This is a genomic window from Pseudomonas sp. LAM2023 (genome assembly GCF_016620375.1).
In the GTDB taxonomy this organism is placed as follows: domain Bacteria; phylum Pseudomonadota; class Gammaproteobacteria; order Pseudomonadales; family Pseudomonadaceae; genus Aquipseudomonas; species Aquipseudomonas anuradhapurensis.
Genome location: NZ_JAENHV010000015.1, coordinates 883,553 through 900,523 on the forward strand (window position 1 = coordinate 883,553; position 16,971 = coordinate 900,523).

The 16,971-nt window shown below is 62.1% G+C and carries 15 protein-coding genes; 10 read left to right on the forward strand and 5 right to left on the reverse strand.

From position 1 onward, the window contains the following. Window positions 1–43: 43 nt before the first annotated feature. The gene (locus JKP78_RS09645) at window positions 44–457 is read right to left on the reverse strand and encodes a PA0061/PA0062 family lipoprotein (protein WP_186683868.1); all 414 of its coding nucleotides are present in this window, start codon (window positions 455–457) and stop codon (window positions 44–46) included. A 66-nt stretch (window positions 458–523) separates the two neighbouring features. Between JKP78_RS09645 and JKP78_RS09650 the strand changes: the two genes are divergently transcribed. After that, complete coding sequence (locus tag JKP78_RS09650; protein ID WP_200626590.1) at window positions 524–1,660, forward strand: aminopeptidase; 1,137 nt, start codon at window positions 524–526, stop codon at window positions 1,658–1,660. 45 nt (window positions 1,661–1,705) lie between these two features. Here the strand turns inward: JKP78_RS09650 and JKP78_RS09655 are convergent, their stop codons facing one another. Together JKP78_RS09655 and JKP78_RS09660 are read right to left on the reverse strand one after the other, a co-directional pair. After that, complete coding sequence (locus tag JKP78_RS09655; protein WP_200626591.1) at window positions 1,706–2,356, reverse strand: HAD family hydrolase; 651 nt, start codon at window positions 2,354–2,356, stop codon at window positions 1,706–1,708. 122 nt (window positions 2,357–2,478) lie between these two features. Continuing rightward, window positions 2,479–3,027: a gamma carbonic anhydrase family protein gene (locus JKP78_RS09660; RefSeq protein WP_170027622.1), complete on the reverse strand. Its 549-nt coding sequence runs from the start codon at window positions 3,025–3,027 to the stop codon at window positions 2,479–2,481. 66 nt (window positions 3,028–3,093) lie between these two features. Here JKP78_RS09660 and prlC point away from each other — a divergent pair, with 66 nt between their 5' ends. The 6 genes from prlC (at window position 3,094) to JKP78_RS09690 (ending at window position 11,423) form a co-directional block, all read left to right on the forward strand. Beyond that, window positions 3,094–5,181, forward strand: coding sequence for an oligopeptidase A (gene prlC / locus JKP78_RS09665; RefSeq protein WP_186683862.1), 2,088 nt, complete (start codon window positions 3,094–3,096; stop codon window positions 5,179–5,181). Next, window positions 5,178–5,459 (forward strand): YheV family putative zinc ribbon protein, encoded by a 282-nt coding sequence (locus tag JKP78_RS09670; protein WP_170027626.1) that lies wholly within the window; start codon window positions 5,178–5,180, stop codon window positions 5,457–5,459. The genes prlC and JKP78_RS09670 overlap by 4 nt, the downstream gene beginning before the upstream one ends. 109 nt (window positions 5,460–5,568) lie before the next feature. After that, window positions 5,569–7,563, forward strand: coding sequence for a M3 family metallopeptidase (locus tag JKP78_RS09675; protein ID WP_186683861.1), 1,995 nt, complete (start codon window positions 5,569–5,571; stop codon window positions 7,561–7,563). Between the two features lie 77 nt (window positions 7,564–7,640). Next, on the forward strand, window positions 7,641–8,699 hold the full coding sequence (locus JKP78_RS09680) for a PA0069 family radical SAM protein (protein ID WP_200626592.1): 1,059 nt from the start codon (window positions 7,641–7,643) through the stop codon (window positions 8,697–8,699). 293 nt (window positions 8,700–8,992) lie between these two features. Continuing rightward, entirely contained in the window at window positions 8,993–9,712 is a 720-nt protein-coding gene (locus tag JKP78_RS09685) for a carbonic anhydrase (protein ID WP_063912352.1), read from the forward strand. Window positions 9,713–9,905: 193 nt separating this feature from the next. Continuing rightward, window positions 9,906–11,423 carry a SulP family inorganic anion transporter gene (locus tag JKP78_RS09690; RefSeq protein ID WP_200626593.1) on the forward strand — a complete coding sequence of 506 codons (1,518 nt, stop codon included), beginning with the start codon at window positions 9,906–9,908 and terminating at the stop codon, window positions 11,421–11,423. Window positions 11,424–11,425: 2 nt separating this feature from the next. On the opposite strand, the gene JKP78_RS09695 is transcribed toward JKP78_RS09690, so the two are convergent. Together JKP78_RS09695 and JKP78_RS09700 are read right to left on the reverse strand one after the other, a co-directional pair. Beyond that, window positions 11,426–12,514 carry a hypothetical protein gene (locus tag JKP78_RS09695; protein ID WP_225931911.1) on the reverse strand — a complete coding sequence of 363 codons (1,089 nt, stop codon included), beginning with the start codon at window positions 12,512–12,514 and terminating at the stop codon, window positions 11,426–11,428. A 102-nt stretch (window positions 12,515–12,616) separates the two neighbouring features. Next, entirely contained in the window at window positions 12,617–13,261 is a 645-nt protein-coding gene (locus tag JKP78_RS09700) for a hypothetical protein (RefSeq protein ID WP_170027636.1), read from the reverse strand. A 369-nt stretch (window positions 13,262–13,630) separates the two neighbouring features. Here JKP78_RS09700 and coxB point away from each other — a divergent pair, with 369 nt between their 5' ends. From coxB to JKP78_RS09715, 3 genes are read left to right on the forward strand one after another with little or no spacing between them, the layout of a single operon-like run. Beyond that, entirely contained in the window at window positions 13,631–14,758 is a 1,128-nt protein-coding gene (gene coxB, locus JKP78_RS09705) for a cytochrome c oxidase subunit II (protein ID WP_186683858.1), read from the forward strand. A gap of 43 nt (window positions 14,759–14,801) precedes the next feature. After that, window positions 14,802–16,391 carry a cytochrome c oxidase subunit I gene (gene ctaD / locus JKP78_RS09710; protein WP_170027640.1) on the forward strand — a complete coding sequence of 530 codons (1,590 nt, stop codon included), beginning with the start codon at window positions 14,802–14,804 and terminating at the stop codon, window positions 16,389–16,391. 10 nt (window positions 16,392–16,401) lie between these two features. Next, the gene (locus tag JKP78_RS09715; protein ID WP_170027642.1) at window positions 16,402–16,968 is read left to right on the forward strand and encodes a cytochrome c oxidase assembly protein; all 567 of its coding nucleotides are present in this window, start codon (window positions 16,402–16,404) and stop codon (window positions 16,966–16,968) included. Window positions 16,969–16,971: the final 3 nt, after the last annotated feature.

Genomic DNA, 16,971 nt, shown 5'->3' on the forward strand with positions numbered 1-16,971 from the left:
GCTTGCGAATTACACGCTACAAGCATAGCGCCATTCGTGCGTGTCAGCTGTGCTGACAGCCAGCGGGCAGGCCCTGGCCGACCAGCTTTTGCTGATGGTCGTAGAGCTTGATCCAGGGGCGGAAACCGATACTGCCAGCCTGCAGCTGGTAGCGCTGGCCGGCGCTGAAGTCCTTGAAGGTCAGCTTGACCTGGCAGTCGCGCCACAGCGGCTCGTCGACCGGGCCGATATTGCTGGGGGTAACCGGGAACTGGTAGCGCACGGTCAGCTCATGGCTGCCGGGCGGCACTTCGAAATAACGGCTGTCGGCCCAGTCTCGTTCATCGACCTGCAGCGCATGCAGCGAGGTGTTGTCGTAGGGGGTGAGGTCGATCCAGGCCTGGTTCGGGTCCGGGTCCGGCAGGGTCGAGCAGGCGGATATCAGCAACAGTGAGCCGGCAACCAACAGTGCGCGCATGGCGAAACTCCCCCTTGGCGAGATAGTCTTGAAGTGAAACGGCCTAGAGCGAGTCTGACCTACCGGATGCTTCGATTTTTTCTTGTTCAGCGCTCGGGCCCTGGGGCACTCGACCGCTTTTTCACCCGTTTGGTTCCCCCGCTTGCCGCGCTCCTGCTGAACGGTTGTGCCAGTACGACCTATTACGGGCAGTTGGCCGAAGGCCAGTGGCAACTGCTGCGTGCCCGTCAGTCGGTGGAGCGAGTAGTGGCCGACCCTGCTACCTCGCCGAAGTTGCGTGAGCGACTGACGCATGCCGAGCAGGCACGCGCGTTTGCCAGCCAGCAGCTGAAATTGCCGGACAACCGTAGCTACCGGGTGTACGTGGAGCTTGGCCGGCCCTTTGTGGTGTGGAATGTGTTCGCCACTCCCGAGCTGTCACTGCAGCCGGTCACGCACTGCTTCCCGATCGCCGGCTGCGTGGCGTATCGCGGTTACTACCAGCTGGGGGCGGCACGCGGGGCGGCGGCGTTGATGCGGCAGGACGGCATGGACGTGTACGTGAGCGGCGTGGAAGCCTATTCGACCCTGGGCTGGTTCGATGACCCGATCCTGTCGTCGATGGTTGGCTGGGGCGATGAGCGCCTGGCCACGTTGATCTTCCATGAACTGGCCCACCAGCGCTTCTATGTGCAGGACGACACCGAGTTCAACGAGTCATTCGCCTCCTTCGTCGAGCAGGAGGGCACGCGGCAATGGCGCGTGGCGCGTGGGCTTGCAGCGGTTGACCAGGCCCAGGGGCCGCAGCGTGACCAGTTCATCCGGCTCGTACTGGCCAGCCGCGAGCGGTTGCAGGCCATTTATGCCCAGCCGTTGGACGATGCGCAAAAGCGCGTGGCCAAGCAGGCCGAGTTCGAGCGGTTGCGGCGGGAGTACCGGCTGCTGCGTGACGGCCAGTGGGGCGGCGACAAGCGTTACGACGCCTGGATGTATGGGCCGATGAACAATGCCAAGCTGTTGCCGTTCGGGCTGTATGACCAGTGGGTGCCAGCGTTCGCAGCACTGTTCCGCGAGGTGGGTGGGGACTGGGCGCGGTTTTATCAGCGGGTGGAGCAGTTGGGACAGCTGCCGATCGAGGAGCGCAAAGCGACGTTGCAGCGGTTGATGATCAACCCATCAGATGTTGCGGCCCATCGCGATGCAAAGCCTACGCGGTCCTGGTAGGAGCGGCCTTGTGTCGCGATGGGCTGCAAAGCAGCCCCATGGCCCTCAAGCCTCGAGAAACGCTCGATGCATTTCGGCCAAGGTTGCAAAGTGATAGGCCGGCTCCTCCGCCATCAACTCCTCCCGGCTGCCAAACCCATACCCCACCGCCACCGCCTGCAAGCCGTTGCTGCGCGCACCGATCAGGTCATGCTTGCGGTCGCCGATCATCAGCGTCTGCGCCGGGTCCAGCCCCTCTTCGTCCAGCAGGTGGCGAATCAGCTCGACCTTGTTGGTGCGTGTGCCATCCAGTTCACTGCCATAGATCACCTTGAAATGGTGGTCGAAAGCGAAGTGACGGGCAATTTTACGGGCGAACTCCCAGGGCTTGGAGGTAGCGATGTACAGGGTGCGGCCTTGGCCATTCAGGGCTGCGAGCAGTTCCGGCACACCTTCGAACACCAGGTTTTCATACAGGCCGGTGACGCGGAAGCGTTCCCGGTAGAAGTTCACCGCCTCCCAGGCCTTGGCCTCGTCGAAGCCATAGAACTGCATGAATGCCTGCAGCAAGGGCGGGCCGATAAAGTGTTCGAGGCGGGCCAGGTCCGGCTCGTCGATGCCCAGCTTGGCCAAGGCGTACTGGATCGAGCGGGTGATGCCCTGGCGCGGGTCGGTCAGGGTGCCGTCGAGGTCGAAGAGGATGTTCTGCTGGTGCATTTACATAGGTTCCACTTGAGTGCTGCGTGGCCTTCTTCGCGGGCTCGCCCGCTCCCACAGGTACAGCGCTGGCCTTGAATACTCCACTAGACCTGTGGGAGCGGGCAAGCCCGCGAATGCGGTCATTCAGGTTGATCGTAGCCTTCGGCCAGGTGCTGGTCCTTGAGCTTCACATAGTTGCTGGCGCTGTAGGCAAAGAACGCATGCTCCTGGTCGTTCAGCAGCCGGGCCTGTTTCACCGGGCTACCCATGTACAGGTAGCCACTGACCAGGCGCTTGCCCGGCGGTACCAGGCTGCCGGCACCAATGATCACTTCGTCCTCGACGATGGCGCCGTCCATGATGGTGCTGCCCATGCCGACCAGGATGCGGTTGCCCAGGGTGCAGCCATGCAGCATGACCTTGTGGCCGATGGTCACTTCGTCGCCGATGATCAGCGGGAAGCCGTCAGGGTTATATGTGCTGGCGTGGGTGATGTGCAGGACACTGCCGTCCTGCACGCTGGTGCGTGCGCCGATGCGGATACGGTGCATGTCGCCGCGCACCACGGTCAGCGGCCACACCGAGCTGTCCTCGCCGATTTCCACGTCGCCCAGCACGATCGCCGAACGGTCGACGAAGGCCCGTGGTCCAACTTTCGGAGTGTGTTGCTGGAAGCTTCGGATGGCCATGATAGCGTCTCTCATCTGTGCCGATAGGCAGGCTGCCTGCTGCGGTCGGCGTCGATTGTAATTAAGATGGGCCAGTGTTTCTTCTGCCAAGGTATCCAAACCGTGAGTGCGAACAACCCGCTTCTGCAGTCCTACGATCTGCCGCCCTTCTCGCAAATCCGTGCCGAACACGTGTTGCCGGCGATCGAAGCGATCCTGGCCGACAACCGTAAAGCCATTGCCGAGATCCTCGAAAAGCAGGGCAAGAACCCTACCTGGGCTGGCCTGGTGCTGGCCATGGACGAATTGAACGATCGCCTGGGCGCCGCCTGGAGCCCGGTCAGCCACCTCAATGCGGTGTGCAACAGCCCCGAGCTGCGTGAGGCCTATGAGTCATGCCTGCCGGCGCTTAGCGCCTACTCTACCGAACTTGGGCAGAACCGAGCGCTGTTCGAAGCCTACCAGGCGCTGATCGACAGCCCGGAGGCTGCCGGCTTCGACGTGGCGCAGAAGACTATCCTCGAGCATGCCCTGCGTGACTTCCGCCTGTCGGGTATCGACCTGCCGGCGGACAAGCAGCAGCGCTACGCCGAAGTGCAGAGCAAGCTCAGCGAGCTGGGCAGCCGCTTCTCCAACCAGTTGCTCGACGCTACCCAAGCCTGGACCAAGCACGTCACCGACGAAGCCGCACTGGCCGGCCTGACCGACTCGGCCAAGGCGCAGATGGCGGCAGCAGCCCAGGCCAAGGGGCTCGACGGCTGGCTGATCACCCTGGAGTTCCCCAGCTACTACGCGGTGATGACCTACGCCGATGACCGCGCCTTGCGCGAAGAGCTGTATGCCGCCTACTGCACCCGTGCCTCGGATCAGGGCCCGAATGCCGGTCAGTTCGACAACGGCCCGGTGATGCAGGAAATCCTCGCCCTGCGCCAGGAGTTGTCCGAACTGCTGGGTTACAAAAATTACGCCGAACTGAGCCTGGCCACCAAGATGGCCGAGTCCAGCGACCAGGTGCTGAGCTTCCTGCGCGACCTGGCCAAGCGTTCCAAGCCGTTCGCCGCACAGGACCTGGCGCAGCTCAAGGCCTATGCCGCCGAGCAGGGCTGCCCCGAGCTGGCCAGCTGGGACGCCGGTTACTTCGGCGAAAAGCTGCGTGAACAGCGCTACAACGTGTCGCAGGAGGCCCTGCGCGCCTACTTCCCGATCGACAAGGTGCTGGGTGGTCTGTTCAGCATCGTTCAGCGCCTGTACGGCATCGAAATTGCCGAACTCAAGGGCTTCGACAGCTGGCACCCGGACGTGCGCCTGTTCGAGATCAAGGAAAACGGCCAGCACATCGGCCGCTTCTTCTTCGACCTGTACGCTCGCGCCAACAAGCGTGGCGGTGCCTGGATGGACGGCGCCCGTGACCGTCGCCGCACGGCCGATGGCCGCCTGCAGAGCCCTGTGGCCAACCTGGTCTGCAATTTTACCCCGGCTGCGCCCGGCAAGCCGGCCTTGCTGACCCATGATGAAGTGACCACGCTGTTCCACGAGTTCGGTCACGGCCTGCACCACTTGCTGACCCGCATCGAGCATGCCGGTGTTTCCGGTATCAATGGCGTGGCCTGGGACGCTGTCGAGCTGCCCAGCCAGTTCATGGAAAACTGGTGCTGGGAACCTGAAGGCCTGGCGCTGATATCCGGCCACTTTGAAACCGGTGCGCCTCTGCCGCAGGACCTGCTGGACAAGATGCTGGCGGCGAAGAACTTCCAGTCGGGCATGATGATGGTGCGCCAGCTGGAGTTCTCGCTGTTCGACTTCGAACTGCACGCCAGCCATGGCGATGGTCGCAGTGTGCTTCAGGTACTCGAAGGCGTACGTGACGAGGTGTCGGTGATGCGCCCGCCGGCGTACAACCGCTTCCCCAACAGCTTTGCGCACATCTTCGCGGGCGGCTATGCAGCCGGCTACTACAGCTACAAGTGGGCCGAAGTGCTGTCTGCCGATGCCTTCTCGCGCTTCGAGGAAGAGGGCGTGCTGAATGCCGAGACCGGTCGCGCCTTCCGCGAGGCGATTCTGGCTCGCGGCGGTTCGCGCGAGCCGATGGTGCTGTTCGTCGACTTCCGTGGCCGTGAACCTTCCATCGATGCCTTGCTGCGCCACAGTGGCCTGAGCGAGGACGCTGCAGCATGAGTGAGGTAGCCGTGAACAAGACCAAGAAGCGCTTCATTGCCGGCGCGGTGTGCCCGGCATGCAGCGAGACCGACAAGTTGATGATGTGGAACGAAGACGGCGTACCGCACCGCGAGTGCGTGGCCTGCGGCTTTACCGACACCCTCAACGAGCAGGGCCTGTCGGTGCCGAAGGAACTCGGCACGCGGGTCAACCAGCTGGCACCGAAAGCGGCGCCCGCCAAGGTTCAGACCGTGCAGTTCTTCCCCAACCCGAAGCTGAAGAAACCGGCTGACTGAAGCCGCAGTGCCGCCCGGGCGCATGCCCGGGTGGTAGATAGTCAGGCCTCGTGCCGCGCAGCAACCCTGCAAGCTCCCCTGCTCCCCACTACGAGCAAGGTGTAGCGTCATGGACAACCCGCTTCTGCAAAATAGCCATATCCCCGTCGATTATTCGGCGATCACCCTGGAAAACATGGCTGCTGCCTTCGCGCATGTGCTGTTGGCACATGAGCAAGGCATCGACCGCATCATCCGCGACCAGAAGGCGATGCCTACCTGGGATGACATGGTGTTGGCGGTGGATGGCCTGGATGCCCAGCTGCTGTCAGTGCTGTACGCCGCTTCACCCCTGGTTGGCCGGGATGATGACTGGGCCAATGCCATTATCGGGTTTTATGGCAGGGTTACGGCACGCTTCGACCAGAAGTTCGCCAACTCTGCGCTGCAGGCGCTGTATGAGCGCCTTGCCAACAGCGATATCGGCAAGCAGCTGGATGCCCGCAAACGCGCGACCTTGCGCTGGCATCTGGACAAGTTCAACGCCAATGGTGCGAAGCTCGACGCCGCCGGCAAGGCGCGCCTGGCCCAACTGCAGGCGCAAATCGGCACTGCACGCGAGGCTTTCCGCGCCAATATCAACCGGCCAGGTTTGAGCATCACCGATGAAACCGAGCTGAGCGGCATCCCGCAGCGGGTGCGCGATGAATGGGCCGAACGCGCGCGGGAAGCAGGGGAGTCGGGCTGGTTGATCGCCTGTGAAAGCGTGGCCACTGATGACGCGCTCAAGTACGCCAGTAACCGCCCGTTACGTGAGCGTGTGTATCGCGCTTACCATGCCCGCGGGGTCAGTGACGAGCCTGGGCAGGATAATCGCTTGCACTTGCAGCAACTGGCGACGTGGCTTGACGAAAAGGCGCGCTTGCTTGGCTTCGCCAGCCATCTGGAGCAAAGCCTGCTGGTGAAGAGTGCGGGCGCGGTGGACGAGGTACGGGGCTTTCTTCGCCACCTGGCGGACCAAGTCCGCCCTGGCATGTTGCAACGGCGCGCGGAAATCGAACGCCGGGCGGCTGCCCAAGGGCTGGCGCCTGTGCAGCCCTGGGACATTGCCTACCTCGAGGCAGGGCACACTGCTGTTCTCACCACCGAAACCCTGCGCGAATACTTCCCGCTCAATGCCGTCGTCACTGCGTTGCAGCAGTTGGCGGAGCAGCTGTTGGGCGTAGTGTTGCAGCCCAGGCCGCTGGCCACCTGGGATGACAGCGTGCAGCCGTTCGAAGTGTGGCAGGACAACGCCTTCATCGGTTTCCTCTACCTGGATGCCGTACAGCATGCTGGCAAGCAGCCTGACTCGGTGTTCACCACCTATATACGCAACCGCCGGGTCGATGCCGAAGGGATCTACCAGGCGGCCTCGGTGGTAGTCTTCAGTGACGTGCCGCAAGCGTTGCCGGGTGACCAGCCGTTGCTCGACCACCTGTCGCTTCGCAAGCTGTTCCATGAGTTCGGCCACGCCCTGCACCATTTGCTGGTGCGCACGACCAATCATGTGATGTCCAACGTTACCGAACTCGGTACCGATGGCGTGGAACTGGTCGGCAAGTTGTTCGAGCGCTGGGTCTGGGACGCGGATTACCTGGTGGCGATCTCGTCGCACCAGCTGGATGGCAGGCCGCTTGACCGTGCGCGGGTCGGTGAATGTCTGTATCGCTTGCGCCAGCAAGGCGTGGAAGAGATTGCGCGTGATCTGAGCCTGGCGCTGTTCGATCTGGACCTGCATGCCACGCCAAACGACGGCAGGACGCTCGAGCAACGCCTGGAGCAGGCTCGCGAGCGTTGCGGTTATTGGCCCCTGGCAGGCTTCGAGCACCCGGCGCATGCCTTCGACCACCTGGTGAATGGCTACGATGCAGGCTATTACGCGTACCTGTGGTCGGATGTGCACGCCTTCGACCTGTTCACCCGCTTTGAAGCGGCAGGGCTGCTGGACCGGGCGACTGGCCGTGAACTGCAGGAGGCGCTGTTCGCGCCAGGGGCATCGCGGCCATTGCGCGAAGGCATCGAGGCATTCCTTGGCCGACAGGCGAGCCCTACGGCATTCCTGCGCTGGCATGGTTTGGCGTGAAGGTGTGCTGACCAGAGGTGCTGGAAAGATCGTGGCGCACCCTTTACTGTATATGGATACAGTGTCGAGGTAGGGCCATGATTCATCCAGCACCGCCAAAGGGCCGTGGTACGGCGCACAATCCGTATAACCGTTTCGCCCCGAGCCATTCGGTGGCGGAGGATGACGGCTGGTACCAGGAGGTGCCGCAAACCCAGGGCACCGAGGTGCGGGTCGAGATGGCCAAGTCGGTAATCAGCCGCAATACCTCGCCCGACCTGCCCTTCGACCGTTCGATCAATCCTTACCGCGGTTGCGAGCATGGCTGCATCTACTGCTACGCCCGTCCTTCGCATGCTTACTGGGACCTTTCCCCCGGCCTGGATTTCGAGACCAAGCTGATCGCCAAGACCAACGCTGCCGAGGTGCTGGCGCAACAACTGAGCAAGCCGGGTTATGTCTGCGCGCCGATCAACCTGGGCTCCAATACCGACCCATACCAGCCAATCGAGCGGGAACAGATGTTGACCCGTCGCCTGCTCGAAGTGCTGCTGCGCTTTCGCCACCCGGTGACCATCGTCACCAAAGGCGCGCTGGTCTTGCGCGACCTCGACCTGCTGGTCGAAATGGCCAGCCAGCGCCTGGCACGGGTGATGATCAGCCTGACAACCCTGGACGATGGCCTCAAGCGGGTGCTCGAGCCGCGTGCGGCCTCGCCCAAGGCAAGGTTGCGTGCCATTCGCGTATTGCGCGAGGCCGGCGTGCCGGTAGGTGTGCTGTGTTCACCGATGATTCCGATGATCAACGACAGTGAGTTGGAGCACCTGCTCGAAGCGGCCCGGGAGGCCGGTGCACAGAGTGCGGCCTACATGATGCTGCGGCTGCCGCTGGAGGTGGCGCCGTTGTTCGAACAGTGGCTGCAGGACCATTACCCGCAACGGGCGGCACACGTCCTGAGCCTGATCCGTCAGAGCCGTGGTGGTGAGCTGTATGACAGCCGGTTTGGTGCGCGCATGCGCGGTGAAGGGGTGTTCGCTGATTTACTGGCGCAGCGGTTCGCCAAGGCCATGAAACGGCTGGACTTCGAGGGACGGGAAGCGCAGGCGCTGGATTGCTCGGCGTTCTGCCCGCCCGGTGGACAGATGGCACTGTTCTAGTGGGAAAAGCGCACGTTGCAAACCCTCAGTGAGACTCATGCAAGCAAATAATTGTGGTAATGGCTCTTGGCAGTTGATGGTTTTTTGCTATTATTCAATTCCCGCCTCTTTGTTCTGGAACGGCCGTTCTAGAGCTGTCGAATTAAGTTTCAGTTAAGTTTTCCCCGCTAGCGTAGCAAATCAGTTTGCAGCGACTGTGATCTATGGCCCATGCGCGTCATCTAAAACCCTGCATAGCCAAAATCTTTCACCGGTAAAATGGATTTACCTACACACCGTCAAGAGGATGAATCATGCCCATCAAGGACCCATCCAAGGTTGTTCCGCAGGTCCCCGCGGAGAGCGCCGATGCCGCCCTTAAGCACATCGTCGACGGCTTCCTGCGTTTTCACCATGACGTTTTCCCCGAGCAGCAAGAGCTATTCAAGAAGCTCGCCACCGCGCAAACCCCACGTGCCATGTTCATCACCTGCGCCGACTCGCGCATCGTTCCCGAGCTTATCACCCAGAGTTCGCCAGGCGACCTGTTCGTGACCCGTAACGTCGGTAACGTAGTACCGCCTTATGGCCAGATGAATGGCGGCGTTTCCAGCGCTATCGAGTACGCGGTGCTGGCGTTGAAAGTGCACCACATCATCGTCTGTGGCCACTCTGACTGCGGCGCAATGCGTGCAGTGCTCAACCCGCAATCGCTGACCAAGATGCCGACCGTTTCCGCCTGGCTGCGCCACGCCGAAGTGGCCCGCACCGTGGTCGAGAACAACTGTTCGTGCGGTAGCGAACACGAAACGATGCAAGTGCTGACCAAGGAAAACGTCATCGCTCAGTTGCATCACCTGCGCACTCACCCTTCGGTGGCTTCGCGCCTGGCAGCCGGTGAGCTGTTTATCCATGGCTGGGTCTACGACATCGAGACCAGCAAGATCGAAGCCTACGACGCTGCCAGCGACAGCTTCCTGCCGCTTGCCGCTGGCGAGCCGGTCCCCTGCGCTACTCCGAGAGGCCGCTACTAAGCGACCCATCCACCCGCTGGAACCTTGATAGCCGGCTGCACCCTGCTGGGGTGTGGCGCGGCTTTCGGCTGCCCTGAATTCCCTGACTGCCCTGCCGGCATGCCTGCTGGCGGCCCGCGCCTGCGCGCTTGTCAGGGGCAAACGTGCCCATGGCCAGGGGAATGGCTGTGTGACAGAGAAAGGAGAAACAACGGTGAACATTACACAGTTGAAAGCGGCCCTGCCGCGTGAGTTGCTGGCGTCGGTGGTGGTCTTCCTGGTAGCCCTGCCGTTATGCATGGGTATTGCAATCGCTTCGGGGATGCCGCCGGCCAAAGGCCTGATTACCGGCATCATCGGCGGCATCGTCGTGGGTTTCCTCGCTGGCTCGCCGCTGCAGGTGAGTGGCCCGGCCGCTGGCCTGGCCGTGCTGGTGTTCGAACTGGTGCGCCAGCATGGCATGGCCATGCTCGGGCCGATCTTGCTGCTGGCTGGCCTGCTGCAATTGCTGGCCGGGCGCCTGCGCCTGGGGTGCTGGTTCCGTGTCACCGCCCCGGCGGTTGTTTACGGCATGCTCGCAGGTATCGGTGTGCTGATCGTGCTGTCCCAGGTGCATGTGATGTTCGACACAACACCGCAGCCTTCGGGCCTGCAGAACCTGGTGGAATTTCCTTCGACCGTGGCGGCTGCCCTGCCGGTGGAGAATGCGGGCTCTGGTTGGCAAGCCGGTGCACTCGGGCTGGGTACCATCGCCATCATGTGGGGGTGGGAGCGCTTGCGGCCGCGCAAGCTGCGTTTCGTTCCCGGTGCCTTGTTGGGCGTGGCAGCGATGACGGTTATCGCCATGTGGCTGGCACTGCCGGTGAACCGGGTACAGGTGCCGACGGACCTGACCGAAGCCATCGACTGGATCCGCCCCGATGACCTCATGAAGCTGGCCGATCCGTCCCTGCTGGTGGCCGCTTTCGCATTGGCCTTCATCGCCAGCGCCGAAACCTTGTTGTCCGCCGCTGCGGTGGATCGCATGCATAGCGGGCAACGTTCAGACTTCGACCGTGAGCTCTCGGCACAAGGGATTGGCAACATGCTTTGCGGGTTGCTGGGCGCGCTGCCAATGACTGGCGTCATCGTACGCAGCTCGGCCAACGTACAGGCAGGTGCACAAACACGGGCTTCGGCCATTCTGCATGGCGCATGGTTGTTGGCGTTCGTCGTGGCTCTGGGCAGCGTGCTGCAGCAGATTCCGGTGGCGAGCCTGGCGGGCGTGCTGGTGTACACCGGCGTGAAGCTGGTCGACTTCAAGGCCCTGCGCGGCCTGAGCCGCTACGGCAGGATGCCGATGTTCACCTACGTGGCAACAGCCGTGACGATCGTCTTTACCGACCTGTTGACCGGGGTGTTGCTGGGCTTTGCCCTGACGCTGCTGAAGCTGGCCTTCAAGGCGGCACGCCTGAAGATCAGCCTCGCCCAGCTCGAGACCAGCGGCCATATGGAGTTACGCCTGAGCGGTGCGGCAACCTTCCTCAAGGTACCTGCCCTGACCCAGGTACTCGATAGCGTGCCTGCGGGGACTACGTTGCATGTGCCGCTGGCCAACCTGACCTACATCGACCACTCCTGCCTGGAGCTGCTGGAGGACTGGAGCAGAACCAGTGGCTCGATCCTGCGCATTGAACAACGAGGGCTCAAGCGCAGGGTGGAGGGACGTCTGCGAAGCGTGGCGGGTGCCTGAGGTCAGTTCTTCACCTCGATCATCTCTGGTGAACCCGGCCAGGTACCGGTCAGGTTGACCGTACGGGTGCCACCCAGCCACTCGGTGGCGGGGGTGTTCCACTTCAGCGATTTGCGGGTATTGGCGCCGATGTTGACGAATTCCGCTGTCAGCACCATCTCGGTGGCTGTCAGCGGGATATCGCCAAAGCTCGCCGAGCTACCGCCGATTACGGTGCTGGAATGTTCCACAGGGCCAGAGGGCGTCTGGTAGGCGAGTGTGACTTTGGTGACGTAGGTAGTCAGAGACGAGGCCTTGCTGTCGACATGCAGGTTCAATACGCCGATCTTGCCGACCCAGCTCGGAATCAACACCCGGCTGCCTGCGTACGATGCGAAGTAATAGGCCACAGGCAGGGGGGCTGTTGCCACTTCACCGCTTTTGGCCGGCAGGGTGTGTGTCTCGACTTCACTTGAGTTGCTGGTGAACAGGTAGCTCGCCTTGCCGTTGCCCGAAATGCCCTCTTCACCGAGCAACCGGTTCAGGCCAGTCGCGCTGCCGGCAACGGTGAAGCTTGCCTTGCTCTTCTTTGACACCGCATTCAGGCCACTGCTGGCGTAGACCACCGAGGTGACGACGCCAAAACCTTCCGATATACCGGCGCTGGTTGCCATGTTCACCTTGCGTGCCTGGGCAAGCAGCCATTCGTACTGATCGTCCAGCACGCAAAGGTTGCAGATGCTGTGCTCACCGGCGATGGCAAACTCGGAGGTAATGGCATTTTCCTTGTCGAAGGTCCACTCCAGTGCGGCATCCGGTTTGACCTCGACCCCCGTGCCCGGATCGAGGATCACTCCCTGCCCTTTGGCGCTGACGCTCCTGCAGGTCACGCCACTGGACTTGAAGTCCCACTTGCGGCTCTGCAGATTCTTGCTGACCTCGACGCCGGGCAGGGCATCGGCGACCAGCTTGAAGTCGCCGGAATCGGAATCGACGATGCCGACGGCGCCAGGCTTGATCGATGGGTTGAGGCCCCAGTTGCCCCATATCGTGCCATAGGTACCACGCAGCAGGTCCGTGAACATTCGGTTTCTTCTGATCGTCATTGTCATCACCTTGAAATAGTAAAGCGCCGCCTTCAGACGGCGGGATGACAGTAGCGATGAGCCCGAATGGGCAGCAGAAGGACCGCCTTCCCCGGACGGTCGTGCGGGTCAGGCGCCTGTCTGGCCGAACGCCACGTTCAACTGACGGGACAGGCACGGCCAGCGCTTCCAGGCCGCGCCTGTCTGCGGGCTGCTCAGGGCTGCGCGATAGGCTTCCACCGATTCGCTGGCGAAGCTCTCGTCGTCGAGCATCTGATCCACCGAATGATGCACCACCTCATCCAGCTGGTTGGCGAAGGTTTCACCAATCAACTGGTGGGCGACCAGGTTGGCCACGGTGGTATCCACAGGTATCAGCGGTTGCTTGAAATGGCGGATGTACAGGTCGTTGACCTCCTCCACCAGGCGGTGAGCCAGGTAGGCTTCATCCAGCAGGCAATCCAGCCCCACATGCCCTTGCACCATGCTTGGCGGCTGCAGGAAATAAGCCTCGGCAATCTTCAGTACAGGGGTGATCTGCGATTCGATACCGGCTTCACGGGCGACCTCGTGTGCCGCCTCCAGCAATTCCGGTACCTGGTCGATGTAGGCTCTGACGAAGCGCGCCAAAGTACCCTGGGCGTCCTGCTCAGGCAGTTGGATCGAGGGATGCAGGTGGGGCAGTTGTATCTCGAGACGCTTTTTCAGCTGGCCGGTACGGCTTTCGTGATCGTGGGCTTGGCTAATCTGCTCGCGTACAGCAGCGATGTTCATGACAACTCCAGGGACGTTACGTTTCAAACGGAAGACACTAAATTAGCTCGGTATACAGAATACCTAAGACGCATTTGTTATAAGTGGCGCGACGCTGTGCATGCTCCGGCATATCGAAATGCCATTATCGCGCCATGCCCCGTCAAGTGCGCGGTTTTCCGGGGTGATCGGGCATTTCATGAAGTTCATTTCACGGGTGTCGTTGCGTGCCATTGGTCGCTGTCTATACTCCCGGTGAACGTGATTCGTTGATGAGGCCCAACTGCTTTTAGCAGGGGCTCGGTCGTCGAAGCCAGCAGTCTTGACCGCCGTTCCCTCTTGCCGCAGGCCACGCCTCCGGGACAACAAGAACGAGAAGGGGAACCCGCAATGATGCGACATCCACATGTCTGGATGGGCCTCCTGTTGTGGTCGGTTTTTGCTCAGGCCAACGCTGCCTGGACCGTGAACATGCACCCAGGGGCGACGGAAGTCTCCAACGCCGTCTTCGACCTGCACATGACCATCTTCTGGATCTGCGTGATCATCGGCGTGGTTGTGTTTGGCGCGATGTTCTGGTCGATGGTCATCCACCGCCGCTCCACCGGCCAGCAGGCTGCGCATTTCCACGAGCATACCTGGGTGGAAATCCTCTGGACCGTAGTCCCTTTCCTGATTCTGGTGGCGATGGCCATACCGGCCACCAAGACCCTGATCAACATCTACGACGCCAGTGAGCCGGACATCGACATCCAGGTCACCGGCTACCAGTGGAAGTGGCACTACAAATACCTTGGCCAGGACGTGGAGTTCTTCAGCAACCTGGCCACCCCTGCCGACCAGATCCATAACCAAGCACCCAAGGACGAGCACTACCTGCTCGAAGTCGACCAGCCGCTGGTACTGCCGGTCGGCGCCAAGGTGCGCTTCCTGGTCACCGCTGCCGACGTCATTCACTCCTGGTGGGTGCCGGCGTTTGCGGTCAAGCGTGATGCCATCCCCGGTTTCGTCAACGAAGCCTGGACTCGCATCGACAAGCCCGGCATCTACCGTGGCCAGTGCACCGAACTGTGCGGCAAGGATCACGGCTTCATGCCGGTGGTGGTCGAGGTCAAGTCCAAGGCCGATTACGACACCTGGCTCGGCGAGCGCAAGGCCGAAGCCGCCAAGCTCAAGGAACTGACCAGCAAGGAATGGACCCTGCAGGAGCTGGTGGAGCGCGGCGACAAGATCTACCACACCACCTGCGTAGCCTGTCACCAGGCCGAAGGCCAGGGCCTGCCGCCGATGTTCCCGGCGCTCAAGGGCTCGAAGATCGCTACCGGGCCCAAGGAGGCCCACCTGGGCATCGTCTTCCATGGCAAGCCGGGTACCGCCATGGCGGCGTTCGGCAAGCAGCTGTCGGAGGTCGATATCGCCGCCGTGGTCACCTACGAGCGCAACGCCTGGGGCAACAACAAGGGCGACATGGTCACGCCGAAGGACGTGCTGGCGCTGAAGCAGGCAGAAGCGCAATGAACCGGGTTACTCGCGGCAATCAGCGGATTGCAGGAGGCAGGACATGAGTGCAGTGATCGACGACCACGCCCACGGCCATGAGCATGCACACGGGCCGGCCAAGGGCCTGATGCGCTGGGTGCTGACCACCAACCACAAGGACATCGGCACGATGTACCTGTGGTTCAGCTTCATCATGTTCCTGCTCGGTGGCTCGTTCGCCATGGTGATCCGCGCCGAGCTGTTCCAGCCCGGGTTGCAGATCGTGGAGCCGGCGTTCTTCAACCAGATGACCACCATGCACGGCCTGATCATGGTGTTCGGCGCGGTGATGCCGGCCTTCGTCGGCCTGGCCAACTGGATGATCCCGCTGATGATCGGCGCACCCGACATGGCCCTGCCGCGGATGAACAACTTCAGCTTCTGGCTGCTGCCGGCGGCCTTCCTGCTGCTGGTCTCGACCTTGTTCAGCCCGGGCGGCGGGCCGAATTTCGGCTGGACCTTCTATGCCCCGCTGTCCACCACCTATGCCCCGGCCAGTGTCACCTTCTTCATCTTCGCCATCCACCTGATGGGTATCAGCTCGATCATGGGCGCGATCAACGTGATCGCCACCATCCTCAACCTGCGTGCCCCGGGCATGACCCTGATGAAGATGCCATTGTTCGTCTGGACCTGGCTGATCACCGCGTTCCTGCTGATTGCCGTGATGCCGGTACTGGCTGGCGTAGTGACCATGATGCTGATGGACATTCATTTCGGCACCAGCTTCTTCAGTGCCGCCGGTGGCGGTGACCCGGTGCTGTTCCAGCACGTGTTCTGGTTCTTCGGTCACCCCGAGGTGTACATCATGATCCTGCCGGCCTTCGGCGCGGTCAGTTCGATCATCCCGGCGTTCTCGCGCAAGCCGCTGTTCGGTTACACCTCCATGGTGTACGCCACCGGCGCAATCGCCTTCCTGTCGTTCATCGTCTGGGCCCACCACATGTTCGTGGTCGGCATCCCGGTGGTCGGCGAGCTGTTCTTCATGTACGCCACCATGCTGATCGCCGTCCCCACCGGGGTAAAGGTGTTCAACTGGGTCAGCACCATGTGGGAGGGCTCGCTCACCTTCGAGACCCCGATGCTGTTCGCCATCGCCTTCGTCATCCTGTTCACCATCGGCGGCTTCAGTGGCTTGATGCTGGCCATCGCGCCGGCCGACTTCCAGTACCACGACACCTACTTCGTGGTGGCGCACTTCCACTACGTGCTGGTGCCCGGGGCCATCTTCGGGATCTTCGCCTCGGCCTACTACTGGCTGCCGAAATGGACCGGCCACATGTACGACGAAACCCTCGGCAAGCTGCACTTCTGGCTGTCTTTCGTGGGCATGAACATGGCGTTCTTCCCCATGCACTTCGTCGGCTTGGCCGGCATGCCGCGGCGGATCCCCGACTACAACCTGCAGTTCGCCGACTTCAACATGGTGTCCTCGATCGGTGCCTTCATGTTCGGTGCCACGCAGGTGTTCTTCCTGTTCATCGTCATCAAGTGCATCCGCGGTGGTGCGCCAGCGCCGGCCAAGCCTTGGGATGGCGCCGAGGGCCTGGAATGGTCGATCCCCTCGCCTGCGCCCTACCACACCTTCCAGACACCACCGGAAGTGAAATAGGAACGCTGCCATGAATGGCCTGTCGTTGAAACGCCTGGTATTGCGCCTGCTGATGCTGACGGTGGTGATGTTCGCCTTCGGTTTCGCCCTGGTGCCGATCTACGACGTGATGTGCAAGGCCTTCGGCATCAATGGCAAGACCGGCGGGCAGTATGAAGGCAGCCAGCTTGCCGACCCGACGCGTTCGGTGCGGGTGCAGTTCATGTCGACCAATGCCAGCGACATGGTCTGGGACTTCTACTCCACGGCCGATCAGCTGGAGGTCAACCCGGGAGCGGTGAACCAGATGATTTTCGTCGCCCACAACCCGACCGACCGGCCAATGAGTGCCCAGGCCATCCCCAGCATCACCCCGGCCGAGGCCGCGGCGTACTTCCACAAGACCGAGTGCTTCTGCTTTACCCAGCAGGTGCTGCAGCCCGGCGAACGCATCGAGATGCCAGTGCGCTTCATCGTCGACCGCGACCTGCCGGCCAGCGTGAAGCACCTGACACTGGCCTACACCTTGTTCGACATCACCGCTCGCCACCCGCCGGTCGCGCACGTTGCGGCCCAAGACGTCCAGGGCGCCCGTTAAGGG

Coding starts and splice junctions, on each gene's coding strand:
- JKP78_RS09655 (WP_200626591.1), bottom strand. CDS start 2,356: ATGCACCAGCAGAACATCCTCTTCGACCTCGACGGCACCCTGACCGAC.
- JKP78_RS09670 (WP_170027626.1), top strand. CDS start 5,178: ATGAGTGAGGTAGCCGTGAACAAGACCAAGAAGCGCTTCATTGCCGGC.
- JKP78_RS09645 (WP_186683868.1), bottom strand. CDS start 457: ATGCGCGCACTGTTGGTTGCCGGCTCACTGTTGCTGATATCCGCCTGC.
- JKP78_RS09700 (WP_170027636.1), bottom strand. CDS start 13,261: ATGAACATCGCTGCTGTACGCGAGCAGATTAGCCAAGCCCACGATCAC.
- JKP78_RS09660 (WP_170027622.1), bottom strand. CDS start 3,027: ATGGCCATCCGAAGCTTCCAGCAACACACTCCGAAAGTTGGACCACGG.
- JKP78_RS09675 (WP_186683861.1), top strand. CDS start 5,569: ATGGACAACCCGCTTCTGCAAAATAGCCATATCCCCGTCGATTATTCG.
- JKP78_RS09685 (WP_063912352.1), top strand. CDS start 8,993: ATGCCCATCAAGGACCCATCCAAGGTTGTTCCGCAGGTCCCCGCGGAG.
- JKP78_RS09715 (WP_170027642.1), top strand. CDS start 16,402: ATGAATGGCCTGTCGTTGAAACGCCTGGTATTGCGCCTGCTGATGCTG.
- JKP78_RS09680 (WP_200626592.1), top strand. CDS start 7,641: ATGATTCATCCAGCACCGCCAAAGGGCCGTGGTACGGCGCACAATCCG.
- ctaD (WP_170027640.1), top strand. CDS start 14,802: ATGAGTGCAGTGATCGACGACCACGCCCACGGCCATGAGCATGCACAC.
- JKP78_RS09695 (WP_225931911.1), bottom strand. CDS start 12,514: ATGACAATGACGATCAGAAGAAACCGAATGTTCACGGACCTGCTGCGT.
- JKP78_RS09650 (WP_200626590.1), top strand. CDS start 524: ATGCTTCGATTTTTTCTTGTTCAGCGCTCGGGCCCTGGGGCACTCGAC.
- coxB (WP_186683858.1), top strand. CDS start 13,631: ATGATGCGACATCCACATGTCTGGATGGGCCTCCTGTTGTGGTCGGTT.
- prlC (WP_186683862.1), top strand. CDS start 3,094: ATGGGCCAGTGTTTCTTCTGCCAAGGTATCCAAACCGTGAGTGCGAAC.